Genomic DNA, 24,558 nt, shown 5'->3' with positions numbered 1-24,558 from the left:
CTCTTTCTTAAGACCATTTGTAAAAAAGAAATGCTAAACCAAGTCGGACTTCTTAACTTGAAATCCTAAAAATAACCCAAATGAAGACATATTTTAAAATTTTACTTGCCCTCTTTCTTTTGGCCACCGGGCCAAAAGCATTTTCACAGGAAAAACCCATACTAGTCCAACTGGAGGAAGTTGCCATTGTCGATCAAAAAGTCATGATGCCTATGCGGGACGGAATTCGATTGGCGACGGACATTTATCGCCCAAAAGGTGACCAGAAAGTACCGGTGGTTTTTTCTCGGACTCCCTACAACTTCAACACCTATGGCAACGGGGAAATGAATACCCGAACTCTGCAGACCGCCATGGAATGGGTGAAGAAAGGCTATGCCTATGTCGTGCAAAATGAGCGCGGCAGGTTCTTTTCCGAAGGAGACTGGGACATTCTCGGCACTCCATTGACTGACAGCTACGATGCTTTTGAATGGATGTCCAAGCAACCTTGGAGCAATGGAAAGATCGGTTTGCTAGGCTGCTCCTCTACAGCTGAATGGCAGATGGCGGCCGCATCGCTGGAGCACCCTGCATTGGCAGCTTTGGTACCACAGGGATACGGTGCAGGTGTAGGCCGCATCGGCAACTTTTATGAGCAAGGCAATTGGTATCGAGGCGGCGCAGGGCAGATGCTTTTCACGGCGTGGCTTTACAGCACCCAACATGACCCGATGGCGCCAAAACTTCAAGCCGGAATTGGGCAAAAAGACCTCCTCAGGTTGCAGCGTTTTTATGACATGGCTCCGGAATATCCCCGGGTGGACTGGAAAGATGGCTTGGCTCATCTCCCAGTTAAAGATATAATCAAAGCCGCCAATGGGCCTATGGGAATCTACGAAGAGATGATCACGCGAAAGCCCAACGATCCGAAGTGGTATCAAGGTGGCCTTTATCATGACAATATGCCTTTTGACAAGCCGTCGATGTGGTTTGTATCTTGGTACGATGTGTCCTCTTCGCCAAACATTGCGCTTTACAATCATGCCCGACAGAATGCGGTCAGTCAAATGGCAAGGGACAATCAATACCTGATCATCGCACCTGTTCTTCACTGCTCTTATACCCGGGCCACTGAAAATACAATCATCGGTGATCGAAGTGTAGGCGATGCGAGATGGAATTATGACGAAGTAATTACGGCATGGTTTGATTTGTGGCTAAAAGGAAAGGACGAAAGTGGTACAATTGCCAAAATGCCAAAAGTAACTTACTACACCATGGGCAGTAACAAATGGCAATCTTCGGATGTCTGGCCACCTGCTGAGGCGGTGATGACTCCGTTCTTTTTGGATTCTGAGGGAAAAGCAAATACACGAAACGGTGATGGAAAATTAGTCACAAAGGCCCCCAGAAAAGCCACCCAAGACACCTTCAAATACGATCCGATGAATCCGGTCAACTCCTACGGCGGAAATGTCTGCTGTACGGGCAATGCTGTAGTCGGTGGCTCATTTGATCAGAGTGAAATGGAACTGCGTGAGGATATCCTGGTCTATACTTCCGAACCATTGGCAGAGGGCGTAGAAGTTTCAGGTTTTATCGAAAGTTACCTATATCTATCCTCAGATGTCAAAGACACCGATGTCACGATTAAGCTTATAGATGTTTATCCGGACGGAAAAGCCTATAATCTGGATGAAACTATCCAACGTGTACGCTATCGGGAAGGCTATGATAAGGAAGTCTGGATGGAAAACGGCAAAGTCTATGAGGTAAAAATGACTCCAATGAGCACTTCGAATTATTTCGAAAAAGGCCATCGCATCCGGATCGAAGTCAGCAGCTCCAACTTCCCCCGCTTTGACCGAAATATGAATACCGGAGGAAACAACTACGACGAAACGGAGGGCAAAATCGCCACAAACTCGATTCACCATGGTAGAAAAATGCAGAGTCGTATTATGTTGCCAATGATTAAAAAGTAAGGAACAGCTTGCTTTCTACTTTCTCAGAAAAAAGGGGAGAATTAGGTTCTCCTCTTTTTTTCTTCGAATTACACCTATTTAAATTGGTTTAAGACAACTAATCAGGATAAATCTCCTTTTAAAAATTTTCTTTCCTCAAATCAGGATAGACCACGTTTCATTCAGATTTTTTTAAGAAATTAGTCTAAACCAAATATTCTTTATTCTATGTTCAAACTTTACAAAACAATCCTCTCGCTGGCGTTCCTGTGGGGATCTGTTGGATGGGCAAATGCCCAATACACAGTCTCCGGAACTGTTGCAGATGAGCGTACTGGCGACGCCATGATTGGAGCCAGTATTTTGCTAAAAGGAACTACCACAGGTACTATTACCGACCTGGATGGTGGTTTTTCGATCACTTTGCCTACCAATGATCCGGCAACGCTGATTTTCTCGTCAATTGGATACCTTACACAAAATGTGGAGGTCGCCCCGGGAGTAACCATCCTCAACATCAAATTAAAACAAGACGCTACCAATTTGGAAGAAGTAGTAGTAACGGGTCTGGCGACTTCTGTCAAACGAAGTAACCTCGCCAATGCGGTGACCTCGGTTTCGGCTAGAGACCTGACGGGTACGACTACGATTCAGACAACTGATGGAGCACTCTATGGAAAAGTCCCCGGGGCAACTATCCGGTCCAACGGCGGAGCACCGGGAGGAGGTATTTCGATCCAACTACGAGGGATTTCCAGCCTTTCCGGAGCCTCTCAACCTCTGATCATCGTGGATGGAGTCTATATCAGCAACGCTTCGCAGCGGACTGGTAGAGCAACCGTCTCAGGTGCAGGCGCTAGCAATCAAGATGACGGCTCAAACCGTCTGGCTGACATCAACCCGGCTGACATCGAAACCATCGAAATCCTCAAAGGTCCATCAGCAGCTGCTATCTATGGTACCCGCGCAAATGCCGGCGTAATCATCATCACCACCAAAAGAGGTCAGGAGGGAAAAACTACCGTTTCCCTTTCTCAGGATATTGGTTTCGCTCAACCGCTCAGACTCCTCGGAGTGGATGATTGGAGTGAAGATAAAATCAATTTCTTCTTTCCAGAATCCAGGAGACCAATCGAATTGGAGCGGTTTAGAGCTGCCCAATCCAGTGGAAACTTCATAGATTATGAAGATTACTTCTATAACAATCAGGCTACCCTACTCAATACTCGAATAAACGTGAGCGGTGGAACTGACAAAACCAAATTCTTTGTCTCAGGAAACATCACGGATGAAGAGGGAACAGTTAAAAATACCGGTTTCAATCGGTATTCCATCCGTGCAAACATCGATCATAAGATCACTAACGGAATCAGACTGGGAGTATCTTCAAACTACATTCGCTCAAATACGGACAGAGGTTTCACCGGAAATCAGAATAACTCAGGTGCATCGATCGGCTATTCCATCGCTTATGTACCAAATTATTTTGACTTAAGAAGAAATGCGGACGGGACCTATCCGACCAATCCCTATTTCTCAGAAAATCCGGTAGCAGTGACAGACAATGGAGTCAACAACACCTTGGTCAACCGGTTTATCCAGGCTTTTACACTGGACGTGGATCTTTTAAAAACAGAAAAAAGCTTCCTCAAAGCAACATTCTCCGGAGGGCTGGACTATCTTCAAAACACTTCCCTGGTTTACCTGCCGGAATTCCTTCAGTTTCAAAGAGCACAAGCCAATCCTGGGGACGTTTTAAAAGGAAAGCAGGAAAGCTTCAACACTAATTTTCAGGCTGCCTTGGTTTACAATTGGAACCTTGGGGCTGTTAATATGAATAGCTCAGCGGGACTGGTTAGGTTGGATTTTGAAAATAATGCGCTGTTTAACAGAGGCAGAGGATTGGTGCCGGGGCAGCGTAATTTGCAACAAGCCAATATTCAAGAGATCAATCAGGAATTCAGCAGCAAAATTCAGGATGCAGGAATATTCTTGCAGCAAGAAGCCAACTGGGAGGATAAAATCATCGGTACTGTGGGCATCAGATGGGATAAATCCACACTCAATGGAGACCCAAACCAATATTATGCTTTCCCAAGAGCATCAGTTGCTTTCAATGTTGCAAATTTTGATTTCTGGAATGTTGGTTTTATAAATCAGCTAAAGCCCAGAATTGCCTATGGCGAGACAGCCGGACCTGTGAATTTTGGTTCAACATTCACCCCACTTGGTGGCACCAACATCGGCGGACTCCTGGGCTCTGTGGTAAGTACTCAAATCGGTAACACCATAATATTGCCTGAAACCGCCAAAGAACTTGAATTTGGTGTTGACGCTGGTTTTTTCAACAACCGATTGGCAATTGAAGCAACTTATTACATCAAATCCACCCAAAACAACGTTCAAAACCTGAATCTTGCTCCTTCTACAGGTGTGAACACCACGCCAAGTAATGAGGCTGAACTTGAAAACAAAGGGATTGAATTGGCGATTTCCGGTACTCCAATCGAGACTGCCAACTTCCGTTGGTTCAGCCGGGTCATGTATTGGAAAAATGAGCTTTTGATGACCAGATTGGGTATCCCTACCTACATCGCCGGAGCGTTTGGCAGTGGGCTTGGCACCTTTCTTTATGCTGAAGGTTATTCTCCCACCACGATTGTCGGTACCCCTGCCGCAGCAGATAATCCTGGCGGATTTACCTTCTGGGGAGATGCCCAGCCCGATTTCAATATGTCCTTTTTCAATACAATCAGTTTACTAAAAGGACTTGAATTGTCGTTCTTAATTGACTGGAAAAAAGGCGGAGATAACATCAACCTAACTTCATTTCTCACTGATGGTGGGGGAACCACCAACGGTTGGTTTAATGACGATGATGGTGACGGAAGACCAAACGGACGCCAAAGACCACCAGCACCATTCAACAATGCAGGTAGATGGGTTCAGGATGCAAGCTATGTGAAAATTAGAGAAATAGGTCTTTACTACAATTTACCAAAAACATCCATCGCTGAGTGGTTTGGTACAAGCGTATCAAATATCCGAGTTGGCACATCTGTCAACAATGCCTTCCTTTTCACCAACTATGAAGGTTATGATCCAGAAACTTCCACATTTGGAGCCCAAGCCATTGCCAACAATGTGGATATTGCTCCCTATCCAACACCAAGAAGGATATTTTTCCACTTAACTGTTGATTTCTAAACCGGCTTTATCATGAAAAATCTAAGAAACTATTTCGCTTCAGCTCTAATTGCTGCCGCATTAATATCCAGCTGTAATCCACTACAGCTCGATGATATAGAGGATCCAAACAACCCTTCCGTTGGATCTGTGTCGAACAATGCCACTCCTCAGCAAATCCAGTTTTTAATCACAGGACTGGAATCCAGGCACAGAGGATATGTGACCAATATTTCCCAGGCATGGAATACCTTCGGAAGGGAAATCTGGTATCTCAATGCCTCTGATCCCAGATTCCAAACTGACTGGCTGGGTCAAAACGGACGAGTTCCGGATAGAGCCTATTTCGGGTTTGGTACTACAGGAGGAGGATCATGGGCGGCTCCTTATCAGGCAATCAAGCAAGCAGACGTCTTAATTACCGCCGCGGCAAATACCTCATTAATCCCTGAAACCTCAAAAAGTGCGGTAAGAGGATTTGCAAAGACCATTCAGGGTTTTCAGTTTATGATTCCTGCAAATTTCGTATATGAAAATGGAATTCGAATTGATGTGAAAGACCCCTTAAACCCAGGACCTTTTGTCCCTTATAAACAAGCGCTAGATGCGATCAAAACCATCCTGGATGAAGGGAATACTGAGCTTGTGGCTGCCGGAGAAGGTAATTTCCCCTTCTCACTGACCAGTGGATTTAATGGGTACAATACCTTTGCAGGCTTGAGCCAAGTTAATCGGGCTATCACCGCCAGATTAAATGCTTACCGGGAGGATTGGCAAGGTGTCTTGACTGCTTTGGATGAATCTTTTATGCAGTTAAATGGGGATTTGAATGCAGGTCCATCACATCCTTATGGAGCTGCTCCAGATATTTTCAATCCTTTATTTTATGTGCCAAATGCAGCGGTAAACACCATCATTGTTGTTCACCCTTCAGTTTTGCAAGATACAACCGCCGGTGATTTACGTGTTCGAAGAAAATTCCTTCGCCGAAGCAACCCTGTCACGGTAACCACTGATGCCGGAGCCTTGGTGGGTACACATCAGGATGCCCGATGGCCTGCCAATACAGCTTCTATTCCATTTATCAGGAATGAGGAATTGATTCTCCTGAAAGCTGAAGCACATGCTAATCTCAATCAGGTGCCACAGGCGGTAGAAGCGATTAATATCATTAGAAATGCGGCTGGAATTGGTCCTTACTCAGGCGCTCAAACACAGGCGGCACTACTTGATGAAATCTTATATCAGAGGAGGTATTCACTCTGGGCTGAGCCTTGGGGTCATCGTTGGATCGATGCTCGTAGATATGGGCGCCTAAATCAGATCCCAACAAGCTTTGACGGAGGTACGATTTTTACACAATTTCCTCATCCACAAGCAGAGTTGAGCTGGGATTTGTATAAGGGCGATTAAGTTTACTTTCAGCTAATTTTAAAAGACCGGCGGGATCGTCGGTCTTTTTTTGTTCTAAATCTGAAATTTCATTTTTGTGCAGATTAGGATTTAGATTCCCAATCTGTACCAATCACTCACTGATTCAGAATTTATTTGGTGGTAAAAACCTTTTCTTTCAACCCATTCCGATTCCATCAAGGCCCTTTCCCTATTTTCTCCTATTTTTGCAGCTTCGAAAAAACCCCTGAGTATGTCTATTGCCAGCAAATACGAACCGGCCGCCGCCGAAGCCAAATGGTACGGTTACTGGATGGAGCACAAGCTCTTTTCCTCCCAGATTGACCACAGCAAGGAACCCTACACCATCGTCATTCCTCCGCCTAATGTCACCGGGGTGCTCCACATGGGCCATATGCTGAACAATACCATTCAAGATGTGCTTATCCGTCGTGCCAGAATGCAGGGCAAAAATGCACTTTGGGTTCCCGGAACCGACCATGCTTCCATTGCCACAGAGACCAAGGTCGTCAACATGCTCAAAGAAATGGGTATTGACAAAAAATCAATTTCCCGTGAGGAATTCCTGAAATATGCCTGGGAATGGAAAGAAAAATACGGAGGTATCATCCTCGAACAACTCAAGAAACTCGGCGCTTCCTGCGACTGGGACCGGACGGCTTTCACCATGGATCCGGGATTGAGCGATGCGGTGATTTCGGTTTTTGTGGATTTGCATAAAAAAGGCAAAATCTACCGTGGCATCCGCATGGTCAACTGGGATCCAAAAGGCCAAACAGCACTTTCAGACGACGAAGTGATCATGAAGGAAATCGCTTCGAAGCTGTATTACATCAAATACAAAATCGAAGGAACCGAAGATCAATTCCTAACCATTGCGACTACACGTCCTGAAACCATCATGGCCGATGTTGCAATCTGTATCAATCCAAATGATCCCCGATTCACTCATCTCAAAGGAAAGAAAGCACTCATTCCCTTGATCAACCGAGCCATTCCGATCATCGAAGACGAGTATGTGGACATGGAATTTGGGACGGGATGCCTGAAGGTGACTCCAGCCCACGACATCAATGACTACGAACTCGGAGTCAAGCACAAACTGGAGGTTATTGACATTCTGAATGACAACGGAACACTCAATGAAAAAGCACAGATTCTAGTCGGAGAGGATCGGTTTGTTGCCCGCAAGATGATCGGCAAGCGACTCAAGGAGGCTGATCAACTCGAGAAAATCGAGGATTACAAAACCAACATCGGTCATTCTGAGCGAACTGATGCGGTGATCGAACCCAAGCTTTCGCTTCAATGGTTCCTAAAAATGGAGGACATCACCAAGCCCGCTTTAAGTTCGGTAATGGATGATGTGATCCAACTCTATCCGCCAAAGTTCAAAAACATGTACCGCAGCTGGATGGAGAATGTACGCGACTGGTGTATTTCCCGTCAACTCTGGTGGGGACACCGGATTCCTGCCTATTACCTTCCAAACGGAGCGTATGTCGTGGCCAAAACCGCCGAGGAAGCGTTGACACAAGCCAATTCTCAATTCGGCACAAGCTACACCTTGTCCGATCTACACCAGGATGAAGACGTGTTGGATACCTGGTTTAGCTCCTGGCTGTGGCCGATCTCGGTTTTTGACACGGATGTCTTCACTACCGGCAAGCCAAACGAGGAACTGAAATACTACTATCCTACCAATGATTTGGTGACAGCGCCGGAGATTCTGTTCTTCTGGGTAGCGCGCATGATCATTGCAGGCTATGAATACATGGGTGAAAAGCCTTTCAAAAACGTCTACCTCACTGGAATCGTCCGGGATAAACTGGGCAGAAAAATGTCCAAATCTCTTGGAAATTCTCCTGACCCACTGGAATTGATCGCTCAGTATGGCGCGGATGGCGTGAGAACAGGGATGCTTTTTTCTTCCCCCGCGGGAAATGATCTACCCTACGATGACAAGCTGGTGGAGCAGGGAAGAAACTTCTCCAACAAGATCTGGAATGCATTCCGACTGGTAAAAGGCTGGGAAATCGATCCAAATCTGGACGGATCAGCCAATGCTTCCAGCATCAGGTGGTTTGAAAACAGATTCAATCAAGGCTTGACAGAAATCAACGAGCATTTTGAGAAATTCAGAATATCGGATGCTTTGATGGTGACTTACAAGCTGGTGTGGGATGACTTCTGCTCCTGGTATTTGGAGATGATCAAGCCTGCCTATCAGCATCCGATTGATCAGGAGACTTATGACCGGACGATTCAGATTTTCGAAAAAATCCTGAAGATCCTCCATCCGTTCATGCCATTTATCACGGAAGAACTTTGGCACCAAATCAAAGAAAGATCAGTCGCTGAATCCTTGATCCTGGCATCTTGGCCTGAAGCGGAAGCTTTTGATTCTAAAATCATTGAAGAAGCTGCGCAAGTTTTCGAGGTCGTATCACAAGTGAGAAACCTGAGAGCTTCCAAAGGGATGTCACCCAAAGAAGCACTTGATCTTAGCATCAACTCCAAGAATCCGGAGGTCTACGCCGGCTTCGAATCAGTGTTAATCAAACTGGCAAACTTGTCCTCCCTTGGCTTTGCGGAAAAAGTCGACCATGCGATGAGCTTTGTAGTAAAAGCTGATGAGTGCTTTGTACCAATGGGTGACTCGATCAATGTAGAGGAGGAAAAAGCCAACCTGAAAAAAGAAATCGAATACACGCAAGGTTTCTTGACTTCTGTCATGAAAAAACTCAACAATGAGCGCTTTGTAGCAGGGGCTCCAGCCCAAGTCATCGAAATGGAACGCAAAAAGCAGGCAGATGCTGAAGCCAAGATCAAGGCTTTGGAGGAGAGTTTGGGGAAGTTGGGATGATGGTTATTAGGTTATCGAGTTATTGAGTAATTAGTGAAAATCCAGAGTTGAAAGGCTCTGGATTTTTTGTTGAATGAAAAGTAAGATTTAGAGGTAATGATTTAAAAATTTAACTTAAGGCAATGAACACCAAAATCCGCTGGCAACAACGACTAACAAACTACTCGAAAGCACTTCGACAATTGGAGCGTGCAGTGGCACTTTCAAGGGAACGAGAGCTTTCTGATTTGGAAGAGCAAGGATTAATTCAAGCATTTGAATTCACCCATGAATTAGCCTGGAATGTCCTAAAGGACTTCTTTGCGTTTCAGGGAAATCCGGATATTACGGGTTCACGGGATGCTTCCCGAGAAGCATTTTGAAAAGGACTAATTCATGACGGAGATGGCTGGATGGAAATGATCAAAAGCCGAAATCAATCCTCGCACACGTACAATCAAGAAGTTGCTGAAGGAATTGCAAGAAAAATCTCGGACACTTACTTCATTTTGTTCAAAGAATTGGAAGAAAAAATGAAACAACTAAAAGATGAAAGCTGATCTTAATTTTGGATTAAAAGTGGAATCATTAGAGAAAATCCAACGTGTATTTATGAATTTCCCGGAAGTGGAAAAGTGTGTGGTTTACGGTTCAAGAGCTATGGGTAATTATCAACATAACTCCAATATCGACTTAACTTTGATTGGGAAAAACTTAAGTTTGACCGAGCTTTTCAGGATTGAAAACGAGCTGGATGATTTGCTTCTACCCTATCAAATTGACCTTTCAATTTTTCATCAAATTGATAATCCAGATTTGGTCAATCCTATTCAGAAACATGGAAAAACACTTTACGAAAAAACTCCTGTTTTATCCCGCTGATAATCGCAGAAAAGTCCCTTATGACCGCATTTTTTTTAAAAGGTTAACTCGATTCTAGTCAAATTGCGAAAAAATAAAAAAAGACTAATTCGAACTGAATTAGCCTTCTTTTAAATCTAATTTTTGATAATTCTACAACAGCGGTTGACCCCCTCTACGTAGATCTGATTGTCTATCACCGCGATGATCTGTTTCCAGGAATCCATCGCCGAATTCACGGTTCTTGATACTTTTTGATTCCATGTCAAATCGATCATTTTGGGCAAAAAAGGACTCATTCTCATGATCATATCGTCCATGCAAACTGCGAGACTCCTGGCTGTAATAGGTACGCATGGTATGAAGGAAGTCCGACTGCGGACCGCTTGGCCAGTTGTCATTATCGAATCCAGGTGCATTTTCCAATGTTTCTTTTGACTCTTTGACAATGACGATGTCTTTCTGCGCTGTGTTAAACTCGAAAGCTTCGAAAGGCAAAGCCAGAAGTTTTGACCCCAGATTCAGGAACCCTTCATCAACCTTCAAGACAACATAATCTACTTTACCAGATTGTACATTGATCATGAATTCCTTGATGGAACCGACTGATTCATCACGGGAGGTTTTTACTTTACAAGAAGTTGCAGTACCGAAACTAATTTGGGAATGATTTGGAATAGTCATTTTGGATGTGGGTTAAATGAATAATTGATTTGATTCATCTTGTCCCAGAAACGTGCCAATGGAGAAATGGCCAACTAGATCAAATCAATGTCCTTTCCGCTTTTCAGTATAGTGTAATTGCTACACACTTCGAGGTATGAAATACCCTTTTGGAAGGAAAAAGTATTCTTGGGATCAGAAATTCGCCAGCCAAAAAAGGGAGGGGGGGAAATCCCGAGAATCTACCGCTATCAATAGGCCGCCAAAACCATTGCAGTTTATCAAAACCTTACCGGCTTTTTAAATTTTCTTACAATACCCGGATCTTAATATCCTTGAAAATCACCCCTTGCCCCTCACTTTGAAGTCCTATATAGCCTGATTTGAGCGGCGTACCATCGACCTTGATCGCAGGATCAAATCGATTGGCTACTCCTCCACCGATCTGAGGAAAACTATAAGTCAAAACGGTGTCTCCATTGACCAGATGATGCACAATAGAGTCTCCATACACGATCAGTTCAGCTTTTACCCATTCGTCCCATTTGAATGTCGGCGAGATGGAATTGATGCAATGACGCTCGTCGATTTTTCCTTCATACACTACATCCGTACCCGGACTGCACATATTGCCGGTAGGTCGTGCGACGCCTTCCTTTTCCTCTGCCAGCATCTGATATTCCACTGATATCGGCCAATCCTGCTCTTTCAAAATCGTCTCAGGTGCTTGCGAATGAAACATGATTCCGGAATTTCGATAGGTATAACTTGCCGCATCCTTCAGCCACTGGTCGGTGAATCGATAATCCCATTTTAGATGAAAGGAAGAAAAAGATTTCTCATAAAACAGGTGTCCATACCGATCCTCAAAGGCCCCGTAATCATCGTAATTGACTTCAATTGCGCCATCTTTTACCTTAAAAGTATTGGCATAGTTTTCACCTACTTCGTGGTGATGAATTTTGGGGATCCAACCGCTGAGATCCTTTCCGTTGAAAAGAACCTGCCACTCAGACTCCGTCGATTGTACGCTGACTTCTTCGTTTTCGGCTTTTTGACAAGAGAAGAAAAGGAAGATGGAAAAAAGAAAAAGAATAGGTTTCATAGTGTTTAGGGGTTGGTTTTGGGAGTTATTTGTCTAGCGGGTTTAGCTCACGGCTTAGTTCTTTTACCTTCATTATTCGATTTTCTTTATTAGGTATTCGATATTCAAAAACTTAAAATATCGAAAACCGAACGCGGAATGGGGAATATCGAAGTTTGGGTTACTCAATGCTTCCAATCATAGCCATCCAGTTGCTCCAGACAAGCCTTGAGCAATGCAATGGAATGGGCAATATCTTTCTTATGCGCCATCTCGATCACCTGATGCAAATGTCGGGTAGGAATGGAAATCGCACCGGCAATGGCGCCCTGCTTACCCATTCGCTGCACTCCGGCGGTGTCAGTTCCTCCTGCAGTAAGAATTTCAGGTTGCCAGGAGATCGCTTCTTTTTCGGCCGTTTGCTTCATAAATTCCACCATGCGGTAGTCACAGATCGTCATCGAATCCATAATTTTGATTGCGGTCCCCTTCCCTAGCTCAGTGATTTTCTCATGCGCAGCAGCTCCGGGTACATCGAATGCAATGGTCGTATCCAAGGCAATTCCAAAATCCGGATTGATACTATGAGCGGCTACATTGGCACCTCTGGTTCCAACCTCTTCCTGCACTGTAAATGTCGCATAGACATCGTAGGCAGGATTTTCAAGTTGCTTCAGCGTCTCGATCAGGATAAATACAGCTACTCGATTGTCGATGGATTTGCAATTGACGCAATCGCCCATTTCGATCAGTTCCCGATCCCGGGTCACCGGATCACCGATCGAGATATACTTTTCGACCTCTTCCTTGGACATTCCCAGATCAATAAAAAAGTCGGTGGTTTTTGGAAGTTTAGCTCGTTCCTCAACTGACATCACGTGGATGGGTTTGCTGCCCATCACCCCTACCATGTCTTTCTTTCCATGCACTATCACCCGTTGGGCTGTCAATGTTTTCGGATCAAAACCACCAAGAGTATGAAACCTCAAAAATCCCTGCTCATCAATATGAGTTACTATAAAACCGATTTCATCCAAGTGGGCTGCTACCATCACTCGTTTTCCATCTGGATTTCGTTTGCCTTTTTTTATGGCAATTACACTTCCAAGATTGTCGGTATTCACTTCATCGACCAGTGGTGCGACGAGTTCGATGACCAGATCTCTCACTCTTTTTTCAAAACCGGGCGCTCCGGCGATTTCACAGATTTGTTTAAGAAGGGGGACGTTTATTTCCATTTTAATAAGATCAATTTTGGTTCAAAATAAACCTTTTGTTCGCAATCCTTTCTTCCAATAATGTAAAAAGGCGCAAAGATTATTCCTTGCGCCTGTTTTTCAATGGATTCCTTCAAACTTAATACGCCCTCACAGACTTACCTTCCATATAATTGACAAAGGCTCTGTTAACAACTCTAGTCCCGCCTGTAGTGGGGTAATCCCCTGTGAAATACCAGTCACCAAGGTGTTTTGGAATGCACTTGTGTAGGTTCTCTACCGTTTGAAAAATGATCTTGACCTCAGCTTTGATCTCGGGGGTGGTTACGATTTCGGCTATTTTATCAGAGATTTCATCGTCAGAAAACGAACTGTAGACCTCTTTCACAAAATTCTCTGTGGAAACAGGGTCTTCAATGCAAGAATCATAAATCCGATCCAATACATTCTCGGTTTTTCGGTCTCTCAATAGTTCGATTGCTGCCCGGAACGCGATAAATTCTCTCATGCGTGACATGTCTATACCATAGCAATCCGGGAAGCGGATTTGTGGAGCAGAAGACACGATGATAATTCGCTTTGGATTCAGTTGATCGAGTGTGGTCAGGATGCTTTTTTCCAAGGTAGTTCCACGTACAATGCTGTCATCGATCACCACCAAGGTGTCAATGCCAGACTTGATCACCTCATAAGTGGTGTCATAAACATTTGCCACTATGGCATCCCGGTCGGTATCATTGGTAATGAAAGTCCGCAGTTTGACATCCTTACTGACCAACTTTTCGACACGCGGTCGGAAGTTGAGCAAATCATCCAAATCACCCACGTGAGGCTTTCCTTCCAAGAATACCTCTCTTCGTTTTGCACTCAGGTAGTCTTCCAATCCCTCGATCATTCCCAGAAATGCAGTTTCAGCAGTATTCGGGATATAAGAGAACACGGTGTTTTTCAGATCGAAATCGATCGCCTTGAGAATCTGGGGAATCAATGCTTTGCCCAGATTTTTCCGCTCCTGATAGATATCCGGATCAGTACCACGCGAGAAATAGATCCGCTCAAAGGAACAGGATTTTTTCTCCCGTGCAGGCAAAATTTCCGATTCGGTAAAGGACCCGTCTTTGTTGATTACTATCGCGTGACCGGGTTTTATTTCCTTTATTTCTTTAAAATCAATATTGAATGCCGATTTGATTGCAGGCTTCTCTGAAGCTACCACCACAATTTCATCATCTGCATAGTAAAAGGCCGGTCGGATTCCCGATGGATCTCTGACGACAAAAGAGGAACCGTTTCCGATTATTCCAGCCATAGCATATCCGCCATCAAAATCGCGACAGGATCTTTTCAGGATCCGAATCACATCCAATTCTTCCTCGATGAGTTGGGTAATTTGCTCGTTACTGTATTGATGTTTGTATTTCTCGAAGATTCGCTGATTTTCCTCGTCCAAAAAGTGCCCGACCTTTTCCATCACGGTGACAGTATCGGTTTTTTCTTTAGGGTGCTGACCGAGTTGGACGAGTTTGCCAAAAAGTTCCTCATTGTTGGTCATGTTGAAGTTGCCGGCCATAACCAGGTTTCGGCTTCTCCAGTTGTTTTGCTTTAAAAATGGGTGGCAGGTCTCGATGCTATTCTCTCCGTGCGTTCCGTAGCGAAGGTGACCCAACCAAACTTCACCGGTGAATGAGATATTCTTTTTGAGCCACTCTGCATCTTGGAGGACTTTTTTGCCTCCGATCTTTTTGGCCTTTTTATATTTCGCATTGATTTTGTCGAAAATAAAATTGACCGCGGCTGATTCAATAGATCGATACCTGCTGATGTATCGGGTGCCTGGTTTGGTGTCTATTTTCACGTTGGCGACTCCCGCACCATCTTGTCCCCGGTTGATTTGCTTTTGCATCAGCACATACATGCGTTTGGCGGCAAAAGCATTGGTTCCGTATTTGTCAATATAATATTGAGGATGCTTACGGAGCCGAATCATGGCTATACCGCACTCGTGTTTGATTGCGTCACTCATGGAGAAAGGCGAATGTTCTTTTGGTGATTCAAAGGTAAGTGTTTTCAAAAGAATTATTCCTGATTAAAAGTTCGGCTTCGAAGAATATTCTATGGGTGACATCCAATTCGGCATTAGTGGACTTCAGCATCTTCCAGTGGGAGTCAATCTCCACAGCTAGCGGAATTTTTACTCAAAAATCCTGTTCCGTTTTTAATGAAAACCCCCAAATAAAGCTAAAAACAGGTATGGCACAGGGTTCGCATTAAACTTATCAACTTTGGAAAATACGTTTCCGAAATCAGAATCCGGATTCTGAAAATCAACTAAACCAATTTAAACAACACCATGAAATCGAGCCTAACACATTTGTCTAGCAGACGGATGGTTTACATCAACGCGAAATTCCATGGTACCCTTAAAACCAATTTTAACACCATGAAAAAGATCATTTTGATGTCTGCCATGATGGTGGCCGGTGCAGCTTTCGCCACCCCAACCATCGCCTCTGGAATCTCAAATTCGTTGGAAATTAATTTGCAGGAAGAAAAAGTACAAATAAAGCCTGACGAACTTCCAACACCTGTCAAGCAAACCATCGCAGGAGATGTATCGCTGCAAGCGCTTACCTTGACTGAAGCATGGGAGGTAAAAAAAGTAGACGGTGCAGTGCATTACAAAGTAGCCTTTGATAATGGAACTGAAGAAAAACTCTGGAAAACTTACGATGCCGAAGGCAACGAAATAAAAGAGTAAGTTGCTTATTCCCTATTTTTAAAAGCGCTGGACTCTAGTCTGGTGCTTTTTTTGTTTATATCATAAAAAAACAAAATTGATGGCACATATCCTTTTAGTTGAAGACGACTTGACCTACTCCAGAATAGTAAAGACCTTTTTGGAAAAGAACTCTTTCGAAGTGACCACCACGACCAAAGTGAAGGAGGCTCAAACCATTCTGAGTACCGGCAAATTTGAACTGATTATAGCAGACTTCCGACTTCCTGATGGTACCGGGATGGAACTGCTTCAATGGGCAAAATCAAACTTCCCTCATCTTCAGGTGATACTCATCACGCATTATTCCGACATCCGGATAGCAATCAAAGCGATGAAACTGGGGGCTTTTGAATACATCACCAAGCCTATCAATCCCGACGAATTGCTCGCTACAGTCAAAGAATCCCTGGCACAAAAAATAGAACTTAAGTCTGGTATTTCTCCAAAAGAGCCTACCAAAACCGAATCAAGAAAGTCTGAAACTCCCTATGTAATAGGCGAATCGCAGGAGGCCCAGAAACTTGAAAAACATATTCAGCTTGTAGCTCCTACGGATTTGAGTGTTTTGGTTCTAGGAGAAACCGGGACGGGAAAAGAATTGATTTCCAAACGCATTCATGAGTTCTCCAAGCGAAAAGACGGCCCATTTGTAGCTATTGACTGTGGTGCATTGCCAAAAGAACTCGCTGGAAGTGAACTTTTTGGCCATGTGAAAGGTGCCTTTACAGGTGCCTTGGACAACAAAACCGGTCACTTTGAATCCGCAAATGGCGGTACCATCTTTTTGGATGAAGTCGGGAACCTCAGCTATGAGGTCCAGATCCAATTGCTTCGGGCGATTCAGGAGCGGAAAATCCGAAAAATCGGCGGGAATAAAGAAATTGAAGTCAACGTAAGAATCATCGCTGCCACCAATGAAATGCTTACCTCACACTCCAGCGAAGGAGGATTTAGGGAAGATTTGTATCATCGATTAAATGAATTTACGCTTCAGGCCATTCCTCTTCGGCAGCGAAAAGCTGATCTGGAGTATTTTGTGGGAGAATTTATTCAGGAAAGCAATGAGCGACTGAATAAATCAATCAAAAGCCTGAGTCCCGAAGTCTGGGATATTTTTTACGGCTATGACTGGCCGGGAAATTTGCGGGAACTCCGAAATATCGTAAAGCGGGCCGTTTTGCTTTCATCAGAAGATCGAATTGAAAAAGATGCCCTGCCCCTGGAATTATACGACAATTCCTATCTAACAGCGTCTCCTAGTCAGGCGATTTCAACCTCTCCAGCCACCACAGTTCCGCCACTCGTGAATCCTTCTGCCGGGACAGATTATAAAAGCCAGTGGAAAGAGCAAGAGAAGGAGTTGATCCAAAAAGTTCTCCTGGATACGCGATTTAACAAGTCGAAGACTGCGCGAATTTTAAACATGGACCGAAAAACGCTCTACAGCAAAATCGAAAAATACGGGCTGGAATAAATCAGACGATCTCAGCCACTTTTTCCTTCAATCCGCTCAAAGTTTTCTTGGTCTCTGAATCCAGTTGATTGAGCAGTTCCTGAATTCCTTGCTGATTGTTCAACTTCAGGCTATTCTCGATTTTCCGGGCAATTGGTCCGGCTTGACTGTTGATTTGTCCAAGTCTGCTTCCGAGTTGATGGCAGATCTCGAGAATCTCAGCCCAACGATTGTTAAGCCTTGCCCGGGTTATTGCCTGTAAGTCCGATTCGGTCTCCCGTATCAGGTCTCGCACAATTTCAGCAAGTAAATCCTGGTCGCCCATGCAAAACTTATTCAGATCGGTCAGGCTAAAAAGTCCAATTGAATGCGGTTCTTGAACGGATTGTTGAATTTTAGCTTTTATGCGTTCGGGAAAGAATTTTCCCAAAACAGCAATAAGTTTCTCTTCCTGAAAGGGTTTAAGAATCAATTCATCAAACCCTTCTTTAAACAATCTCTCCTTTTCTTCCACAAATACATTCGCAGTCATTGCCACCAAGGGTAATTTATTGTATTCCTGAAAGTTATGAATGGATTTGGCCACGTCAAATCCTGAAAATTCAGGCATCTGAATATCGATCATCGCCAGATCCAGCGGCATGGAATAAAAGTCATCCCTAAAAAACTTGCCTCCGGGAAACGAAGTGACCTCCGCTCCAAAATAAGCCAGGACAGTTTCCAGGTATTTCAATCCTGCCCGATCATCATCTACGAGCAAAATTTTCAATCCACTCAAATCGATCGAATTCTCTGTGTCCGAAACTTCAATTTCCTCCAGTGCCGCAGTCAATTCCATCGGGATCACAACCCGCATAGTCGTCCCCTCTCCCGGAGAACTTTCCGGCAAAAGTTCTCCCTGCATGAGGCTTACGAGGCGCTGTACAATGGCCAAGCCCAAACCGGTTCCTCCAAATTTCCTTGAAATGGAGGTGTCCGCCTGATCAAATTCCTGGAAGACTTTCTTCAGTTCCTCCTGATTCATCCCGATTCCGGAATCACTGATCGCAATCTCCAGATTGCCACGGTCCCATTTCACTTTTACCTCTACTTTTCCTTCCTGGGTAAATTTGAAAGCATTGCCTAACAGGTTGTTCATCACTTGTTTGATCCGAAGTTCATCCCCCACCAGCCATTGGTCATCTGGCAAATCCAAATGCCATATAAAATCAAGCTTCTTCTCTTTGGCTGTTAATTCAAAAAAACTTTGAATCGCTCCAAATAACCTAATGGGATCAAACGGCTCTTTTTCCAAATTGAGTTTACCCGCCTCCAACTTTGAAAAATCAAGGATATCATTGACAATTTCCATCAAGGTATCGGAGGCAAATCCAATCATTTTGAGATGAGTCAACTGATTGGATTCCAAACTGGATTTCTCTAAAATAGCCCTGTATCCCTGAATGACGTGGAGCGGGTTACGGATCTCATGACTCATATTGGCCAGAAACTCCTGCTTGGATTTTGCCAATTGAACGGATTTTCTACGAGAAGATTCCAGATCTTCCTGATAGGATTTATTGAGACTGATTTCCTTGAGGATCGAATAAACCAAAAAGCCTGTACCCACTACGGCAATGACAACAACAATCAGCAGGAAGTAAGAAACATCAAAAACAAGACCTGAGGCTTGTTGACTTTGCGCATTGGATTCGAGGATGGCTTTGGATTGCAAGTCACCGATCAAAGATTGGATTGTATTTCCGATCTCGTTTTGTTTTTGAGAAAGAGAAGCTTCCAATGTGGCTAATCTTTGGCGCTGAAAGCTTTCTTCCTTATAAATTTGATTGATTACTCCCCTTAGGGAGTAGAGTACACTATCCAGATTTTGCGGTTGGGCGGACTTGGTCTGTCCGGTATTTTCATCTCTAAGCCGCTTTAGATAGTTGATGAGTTGATCTTCATCCCTGGTCACAAGTCCACTGCTTTGTTCCTGCCTGCTGTTGGCTTCCTGTCGGAGTTCGTTATAGATGAAGTTCTTGGGATTGAGCTCTCGGAGGGGTCTGTATTCCAGGTTTTGAGCCCGCCGACGAATCCCCACCTCCACTCGATTGAGCGCTTCCTGGGAAAAATTTCGGGTTGCGAGATTCTTCTTGACTTCATACAAATCCACAAAACCAGTGATCAGCACCGCAAGATTATCTCTGATTGTCTGCACACTTTGGATTTCCAAAGAATCTACAGCTAAGGTGTCCAATTGATCGAGTTTTGCCTGAAGCTGGGAAATGGTCGAATCATTGACTCGTCCATCTACACTAAAATTGTTTCCCCCGATACGGGTAATTCGAAAAATCTCTGATTGAAGGTCGTTCAGCAGTTCTAATTTCTGATTCGGCTGGGCCAATTGTCTGACCGAATCTTCTAATTGATTGAGGGTATAATAGGTCAGCCCAGCTACACTTACCAGAATAAAAGTCGCCAAAAAAAATCCGGCGGCTACTTTTTTCCCTGTCGAACTAATTGAATTGAAGGGCTTCATTCTTTTCATTATCAAACCTTCACTGTTCAACAATTATTCCAAGCTGGTCAGAACTTTAATAAAACATAGCCTTGCGGCACATAGGTAGTGATTGTGGTCAGGGCTGAGTGTGCGATCGTGACCCCCGGCCAAAGGTCCGAAGCTTTTAGATTTCTTGCGATCAGAGACTGACCGCAGACATAAATGTCCGCTCCAGCTTCTTTCAATGCTTCAAAGACCTGAAGATTTGGATTCGACACTTCAAATCGACCCTGGTAATTCTCATCTGTGAGAAGTGTAAAAATGGCACCTCCATGAATGATGACTTTGACCTTGATCTTTTCTTTTGGAACTCCCGCCAGACCATGAAGATTCATCATTCTGGCCACGTTGTCCACCCATCGGGAGATTTGTTTGTTGTCTTCCGCACCTGATGCCAGATCCACTATTACCTTATATTCTAAGCTTGGATCCGGACGCTCGGTAGCCTCTGGTATTTCATAAATCCCACCAAAACCTTTCACAATCGGAAACTGCGGTGTCTGTGCGTAGGTATAGGACAAGCTTACTAAAAGAAAAACAAAGACAAGCGAAGTAAAGAGATTTTTCATAACTGGGGAATTTGAAGGAAAAGTAAGGAAAATTAAAATTTCAAAAGGCCCATTAATAAAACTTATATGAATGAGGGAAATTCATCCACAGCCATGAAAGTGTAAAAACACCTGTCAGGTTTTGAAAACCTGACAGGTCTAATCCAATAAGGATATTTTTTTTCATGACTTTCCGAAAAAAAAAGCCCGACCAATCTGGTCAGGCTCTGTGCGCACGAGAAGATTCGAACTTCCACACCCGTAAGGGCACCACCCCCTCAAAGTGGCGTGTCTACCAGTTTCACCACGTGCGCGGTTAGGGTTTGCAAAAGTAGAAATCCATCCCAATTGAAACAAACGAGTTTTGGGGTTTTCTTTACTTTTTTTGAGTTTTATCCAAAAACCTTTTTTTCGGCTGATTGAAGTGTATTGTAAAGCAAGGCAGCAATGGTCATTGGGCCGACACCCCCGGGGACCGGGGTGATAGCAGCCGCCTTTTCGGCTACCTCATCAAATTTCACATCGCCAATCAAACGGAATCCAGACTTTTTGCTTGCATCCTCGATTCGGTGAATTCCCACGTCGATGACGACTGCACCCGGCTTTACCATGTCTGCTGTCACAAACTCTGGCTTTCCTATAGCCACAATCAAAATATCGGCAGATCGGCAGATTTCAGGAAGATTCTGAGTTTTGCTGTGTGTTAAAGTCACGGTTGCATTTCCGGGATAGCCGTTTCTGGCCATCAGGATACTCATCGGACTGCCTACGATATGGCTTCGGCCGATCACCACACAATGCTTTCCTGCGGTCTCGATCTGATATCGCTTCAGCAATTCCACAATTCCATAAGGCGTGGCAGCTACATATGCCGGCCAGTTCAAGGTCATTCGACCGACGTTGGCTGGGGTGAAACCATCCACGTCTTTTTCCGGTTTAATTTTGCTTGTGACCTTGTCTACTGAAATATGTTTAGGCAAGGGAAGCTGTACAATCAATCCGTCAATGTCAGGATTAGTGTTGATATTCTCCACCACTTTGAGTAGCTCCTCCTCAGTTACATCAGCTTCCAGACGGACAAGTGTGGATTTAAACCCCACTTCTTCACAGGCTTTTACTTTTGCTCCCACGTAGGTTTGACTTGCCCCGTCATTTCCTACCAGGACCGCAGCCAAGTGAGGCGTTTTTCCACCTTCGGCTTTGATTTCTGCTACGCGGACTGCGATTTCAGATTTGATTTCGGAGGAGGTTTTTTTTCCGTCTATGATTATAGGCATGATCTACTGTATTTATAAACTTCGGCATTCAACATTCAGAATTCGATGTTCAATATTTTAAATATTATTGTTTTTCTCAGCTGTCCCAACGCTTTTAACGAAGATCGAAATAAGCTGATTGCTTTCATTTTTAAGTCTTTCTAGAAATGCTAAATCAGGATGAAGTTTAGCTTTTTGAATTATCCTCAAGGTAACTCTACTTTCCCTTAGCTCTTTCAAAATCACTTTTAATTTATGAATAAAGTCTCTTCTTGACTCACCAGACTGAGCTTCGCCATAATTTAAGGCAGGACTAGTTCCGCTGCGCAAAAGCTGACCAGCCATATGATTTCCTGCTTTGGAATTCACCATTGTATCGGTGAAAATTATAATTTCTGAAGCGAAATCAATTAATCTTTCTTCAAGGTCATATTTTCGATCCATCATAAAATGATCTTAGAAATGATAAATTCTAATTTCGAAATCAAATTAATATCGAACAACGAATAATGAAGGAATACAACCCTAAGTTCAAAATCGTAATTCGTGAATTATTTAATCTAAAACATCGAATATTGAATAACGAAAGATGAAGTAGCTGTATCGTAAATCAAAATTTCAGGTAGTACAGAATGATAAGATAATGAACTTCAATCAAATTAATATCGAACATCGAATGATGAATATCGAATATTGAAGGAATACTACCCTAACTTCAAAATCGTATTTCGTGAATTATTTAATCTCGAACATCGAATGATGAATACCGAATAATGAAGATGAATAGTCGACCATCTAACTTCTAATCCAACTTCAGCACTGCCATAAACGCCTCCTGAGGGATCTCGACGTTGCCGACTTGTCTCATTCGCTTTTTGCCCTTTTTCTGCTTTTCGAGGAGTTTTCGCTTTCGCGAAATATCCCCACCGTAACACTTGGCCAAGACATTTTTACGCAAAGCTTTTACCGTTTCTCTGGCTATGATCTTTTGTCCAATAGCAGCCTGAATGGCGATTTCGAACATTTGGCGAGGCACAAGCTCCTTCAACTTTTCGCAGAGACGCTTGCCCCAATCGTAGGCCTTGTCCCGGTGAACGATCGCAGACAGCGCATCGACTGGCTCACCGTTTAGCATCACATCCAATCGAACCATTTGTGACACCTGATAGCCGATCAGTTCGTAATCCAAAGACGCATAGCCTCTGGAGATGGTCTTCAGTTTGTCAAAAAAGTCAAATACGATTTCGGCCAAAGGCATATCAAACGTCAACTCAACCCGCTCAGCAGTGAGGTAAACCTGATTTTTGATCTGACCACGCTTATCCATGCAGAGGGTGATGACCGCGCCGACGTATTCCACCGCCGTAATGATGGAAGCTTTTACATAAGGCTCCTCGATATGCTTCATCCGGGTTGGTTCGGGCATGTCCGAGGGTGCGTTGATCAATTTAATGGTATCATCGGTCATCAGGGCCTTGAACTGCACCGAAGGTACTGTGGTAATGACCGTCATGTCAAACTCCCGCTCCAATCGCTCCTGAATGATCTCCATGTGCAGCATTCCCAAGAATCCGCATCGGAATCCAAAGCCCAAAGCCATGGAAGTCTCAGGCTCCCAGACCAGCGATGCATCGTTCAGCTGGAGTTTCTCCATCGAGTAGCGAAGCTCTTCATAATCAGTGGTTTCTACAGGATAAATTCCGGCAAAAACCATGGGCTTTACGTTTTCAAACCCATGAATTGCAGCATCGCAAGGGCGCTTCACATGCGTGATTGTATCCCCAACTTTGATTTCTTTGGCGACTTTGACACCGGAAATCAGGTAGCCTACATTTCCGGCTGACATGGTTTGTTGAGGAATCTGGTTGAGACCCAAAATCCCGATTTCGTCAGCTTCGTATTCTCGCCCTGTATTTACAAATTTGATCTTATCGCCTTTATTTATAGTTCCGTTGAAAATTCGGAAAATGACTTCCACGCCACGAAACGAATTATAAACCGAGTCGAAGATCATCGCCTGAAGCGGTGCTTCGGGATCTCCTTTTGGAGCGGGAATTCGGGTTACCACAGCTTTGAGAATGTCTTCTATGCCCAATCCCGTCTTGCCAGATGCTAAAATTATTTCTTCACGCTTGCAACCCAGCAAGTCAATTACCTCATCAGCTACCACCTCGGGATCTGCGCCTGGAAGATCGATTTTGTTTAAAACAGGAATAATCTCCAAGTCATGGTTCAGTGCCAAGTAAAGATTGGAAATCGTCTGAGCCTCCACGCCCTGTGAGGCATCTACGATCAGTAGTGCGCCTTCGCAGGCTGCAATCGATCGGGAGACTTCATAGGAAAAATCGACGTGACCCGGCGTGTCAATCAGATTGAGGATGTATTCTTCGCCTTCATGGGTATAGTTCATCTGGATCGCATGAGACTTGATCGTGATGCCCCGCTCGCGCTCCAAATCCATATTATCCAGTAACTGTTCTTGCATATCCCGGTCGGCAACCGTGTCGGTTGCTTGCAATAACCTATCCGCCAATGTACTCTTCCCATGATCGATATGGGCGATGATACAGAAATTCCTGATGTTTTTCATAGCTATTCTTGCCGCAAAAGTAGGAAAAAAGAAGGATGATTAGTCATTAAAGAGAGGGTTTACAGCAAATACACGTTGTGAGAATGATTTGTTGAAAAAAGGTGAACCAAAATAAAGCTTAAAGCGAAATAGCATCGAAATACTTTTTACTGTGAAAAAAAAATAGGCTAGAGGGGAA

16 protein-coding genes, 1 tRNA gene and 1 pseudogene are annotated in these 24,558 nt (G+C 44.1%); 8 read left to right on the top strand and 10 right to left on the bottom strand.

Annotation, left to right across the window (positions count from 1 at the left end; all coding sequences use genetic code 11):
- Window positions 1-80 precede the first annotated feature (80 nt).
- From C4S61_RS01605 to C4S61_RS01580, 6 genes and pseudogenes are all read left to right on the top strand, one after another.
- Complete coding sequence (locus C4S61_RS01605) at window positions 81-1,967, top strand: CocE/NonD family hydrolase (protein ID WP_103923031.1); 1,887 nt, start codon at window positions 81-83, stop codon at window positions 1,965-1,967.
- A gap of 207 nt (window positions 1,968-2,174) precedes the next feature.
- On the top strand, window positions 2,175-5,153 hold the full coding sequence (locus C4S61_RS01600; protein WP_103923030.1) for a SusC/RagA family TonB-linked outer membrane protein: 2,979 nt from the start codon (window positions 2,175-2,177) through the stop codon (window positions 5,151-5,153).
- Window positions 5,154-5,165: 12 nt separating this feature from the next.
- A complete protein-coding gene (locus tag C4S61_RS01595) occupies window positions 5,166-6,545 on the top strand; it encodes a RagB/SusD family nutrient uptake outer membrane protein (protein ID WP_103923029.1) in 1,380 nt (459 codons plus the stop codon).
- Window positions 6,546-6,777: 232 nt separating this feature from the next.
- Window positions 6,778-9,411 carry a valine--tRNA ligase gene (locus C4S61_RS01590; protein WP_103923028.1) on the top strand — a complete coding sequence of 878 codons (2,634 nt, stop codon included), beginning with the start codon at window positions 6,778-6,780 and terminating at the stop codon, window positions 9,409-9,411.
- 122 nt (window positions 9,412-9,533) lie between these two features.
- Window positions 9,534-9,950, top strand: a pseudogene (locus C4S61_RS01585) (nucleotidyltransferase substrate binding protein).
- On the top strand, window positions 9,940-10,272 hold the full coding sequence (locus C4S61_RS01580) for a nucleotidyltransferase domain-containing protein (RefSeq protein WP_103923027.1): 333 nt from the start codon (window positions 9,940-9,942) through the stop codon (window positions 10,270-10,272). The pseudogene C4S61_RS01585 and the gene C4S61_RS01580 overlap by 11 nt, the downstream one beginning before the upstream one ends.
- 132 nt (window positions 10,273-10,404) lie before the next feature.
- Here C4S61_RS01580 and C4S61_RS01575 read toward each other — a convergent pair whose 3' ends face one another.
- The 4 genes from C4S61_RS01575 to C4S61_RS01560 all read right to left on the bottom strand — a co-directional run bounded on the left by C4S61_RS01575 (window position 10,405) and on the right by C4S61_RS01560 (window position 15,238).
- Window positions 10,405-10,935, bottom strand: a complete 531-nt coding sequence (locus C4S61_RS01575) for a PRC-barrel domain-containing protein (RefSeq protein ID WP_103923026.1) — start codon at window positions 10,933-10,935, stop codon at window positions 10,405-10,407.
- A 289-nt stretch (window positions 10,936-11,224) separates the two neighbouring features.
- Window positions 11,225-12,019, bottom strand: coding sequence for a 3-keto-disaccharide hydrolase (locus tag C4S61_RS01570; protein ID WP_103923025.1), 795 nt, complete (start codon window positions 12,017-12,019; stop codon window positions 11,225-11,227).
- 164 nt (window positions 12,020-12,183) lie between these two features.
- Window positions 12,184-13,236 (bottom strand): M42 family metallopeptidase, encoded by a 1,053-nt coding sequence (locus C4S61_RS01565; RefSeq protein WP_103923024.1) that lies wholly within the window; start codon window positions 13,234-13,236, stop codon window positions 12,184-12,186.
- A 118-nt stretch (window positions 13,237-13,354) separates the two neighbouring features.
- Window positions 13,355-15,238, bottom strand: a complete 1,884-nt coding sequence (locus C4S61_RS01560) for an amidophosphoribosyltransferase (RefSeq protein WP_103923023.1) — start codon at window positions 15,236-15,238, stop codon at window positions 13,355-13,357.
- 417 nt (window positions 15,239-15,655) lie between these two features.
- Between C4S61_RS01560 and C4S61_RS01555 the strand changes: the two genes are divergently transcribed.
- Together C4S61_RS01555 and C4S61_RS01550 are read left to right on the top strand one after the other, a co-directional pair.
- A complete protein-coding gene (locus tag C4S61_RS01555; protein ID WP_146064321.1) occupies window positions 15,656-15,973 on the top strand; it encodes a hypothetical protein in 318 nt (105 codons plus the stop codon).
- Window positions 15,974-16,052: 79 nt separating this feature from the next.
- Window positions 16,053-17,468 carry a sigma-54-dependent transcriptional regulator gene (locus C4S61_RS01550; protein WP_103923021.1) on the top strand — a complete coding sequence of 472 codons (1,416 nt, stop codon included), beginning with the start codon at window positions 16,053-16,055 and terminating at the stop codon, window positions 17,466-17,468.
- A gap of 1 nt (window position 17,469) precedes the next feature.
- Here C4S61_RS01550 and C4S61_RS01545 read toward each other — a convergent pair whose 3' ends face one another.
- The 6 genes from C4S61_RS01545 to lepA form a co-directional block, all read right to left on the bottom strand.
- Complete coding sequence (locus C4S61_RS01545) at window positions 17,470-19,965, bottom strand: hybrid sensor histidine kinase/response regulator (RefSeq protein ID WP_160111190.1); 2,496 nt, start codon at window positions 19,963-19,965, stop codon at window positions 17,470-17,472.
- Between the two features lie 47 nt (window positions 19,966-20,012).
- Window positions 20,013-20,555, bottom strand: a complete 543-nt coding sequence (locus tag C4S61_RS01540; RefSeq protein WP_103923019.1) for a DsrE family protein — start codon at window positions 20,553-20,555, stop codon at window positions 20,013-20,015.
- Window positions 20,556-20,764: 209 nt separating this feature from the next.
- Window positions 20,765-20,848, bottom strand: a tRNA-Leu gene (locus C4S61_RS01535).
- A 78-nt stretch (window positions 20,849-20,926) separates the two neighbouring features.
- Entirely contained in the window at window positions 20,927-21,811 is an 885-nt protein-coding gene (folD, locus tag C4S61_RS01530; protein ID WP_103923018.1) for a bifunctional methylenetetrahydrofolate dehydrogenase/methenyltetrahydrofolate cyclohydrolase FolD, read from the bottom strand.
- Between the two features lie 57 nt (window positions 21,812-21,868).
- Window positions 21,869-22,237, bottom strand: coding sequence for a four helix bundle protein (locus tag C4S61_RS01525; protein WP_103923017.1), 369 nt, complete (start codon window positions 22,235-22,237; stop codon window positions 21,869-21,871).
- A gap of 355 nt (window positions 22,238-22,592) precedes the next feature.
- On the bottom strand, window positions 22,593-24,380 hold the full coding sequence (lepA, locus tag C4S61_RS01520) for a translation elongation factor 4 (protein ID WP_200820523.1): 1,788 nt from the start codon (window positions 24,378-24,380) through the stop codon (window positions 22,593-22,595).
- Window positions 24,381-24,558 lie beyond the last annotated feature (178 nt).

Source organism: Algoriphagus boritolerans DSM 17298 = JCM 18970, assembly GCF_900108085.1.
GTDB lineage: Bacteria > Bacteroidota > Bacteroidia > Cytophagales > Cyclobacteriaceae > Algoriphagus > Algoriphagus boritolerans.
The sequence above is the reverse complement of the archived record's forward strand: the minus strand, read 5'-3'. Positions and strand labels throughout refer to the sequence as shown.

Coding starts and splice junctions, on each gene's coding strand:
- C4S61_RS01605 (WP_103923031.1), top strand. CDS start 81: ATGAAGACATATTTTAAAATTTTACTTGCCCTCTTTCTTTTGGCCACC.
- C4S61_RS01600 (WP_103923030.1), top strand. CDS start 2,175: ATGTTCAAACTTTACAAAACAATCCTCTCGCTGGCGTTCCTGTGGGGA.
- C4S61_RS01595 (WP_103923029.1), top strand. CDS start 5,166: ATGAAAAATCTAAGAAACTATTTCGCTTCAGCTCTAATTGCTGCCGCA.
- C4S61_RS01590 (WP_103923028.1), top strand. CDS start 6,778: ATGTCTATTGCCAGCAAATACGAACCGGCCGCCGCCGAAGCCAAATGG.
- C4S61_RS01580 (WP_103923027.1), top strand. CDS start 9,940: ATGAAAGCTGATCTTAATTTTGGATTAAAAGTGGAATCATTAGAGAAA.
- C4S61_RS01575 (WP_103923026.1), bottom strand. CDS start 10,935: ATGACTATTCCAAATCATTCCCAAATTAGTTTCGGTACTGCAACTTCT.
- C4S61_RS01570 (WP_103923025.1), bottom strand. CDS start 12,019: ATGAAACCTATTCTTTTTCTTTTTTCCATCTTCCTTTTCTTCTCTTGT.
- C4S61_RS01565 (WP_103923024.1), bottom strand. CDS start 13,236: ATGGAAATAAACGTCCCCCTTCTTAAACAAATCTGTGAAATCGCCGGA.
- C4S61_RS01560 (WP_103923023.1), bottom strand. CDS start 15,238: ATGAGTGACGCAATCAAACACGAGTGCGGTATAGCCATGATTCGGCTC.
- C4S61_RS01555 (WP_146064321.1), top strand. CDS start 15,656: ATGAAAAAGATCATTTTGATGTCTGCCATGATGGTGGCCGGTGCAGCT.
- C4S61_RS01550 (WP_103923021.1), top strand. CDS start 16,053: ATGGCACATATCCTTTTAGTTGAAGACGACTTGACCTACTCCAGAATA.
- C4S61_RS01545 (WP_160111190.1), bottom strand. CDS start 19,965: ATGAAGCCCTTCAATTCAATTAGTTCGACAGGGAAAAAAGTAGCCGCC.
- C4S61_RS01540 (WP_103923019.1), bottom strand. CDS start 20,555: ATGAAAAATCTCTTTACTTCGCTTGTCTTTGTTTTTCTTTTAGTAAGC.
- folD (WP_103923018.1), bottom strand. CDS start 21,811: ATGCCTATAATCATAGACGGAAAAAAAACCTCCTCCGAAATCAAATCT.
- C4S61_RS01525 (WP_103923017.1), bottom strand. CDS start 22,237: ATGATGGATCGAAAATATGACCTTGAAGAAAGATTAATTGATTTCGCT.
- lepA (WP_200820523.1), bottom strand. CDS start 24,380: ATGAAAAACATCAGGAATTTCTGTATCATCGCCCATATCGATCATGGG.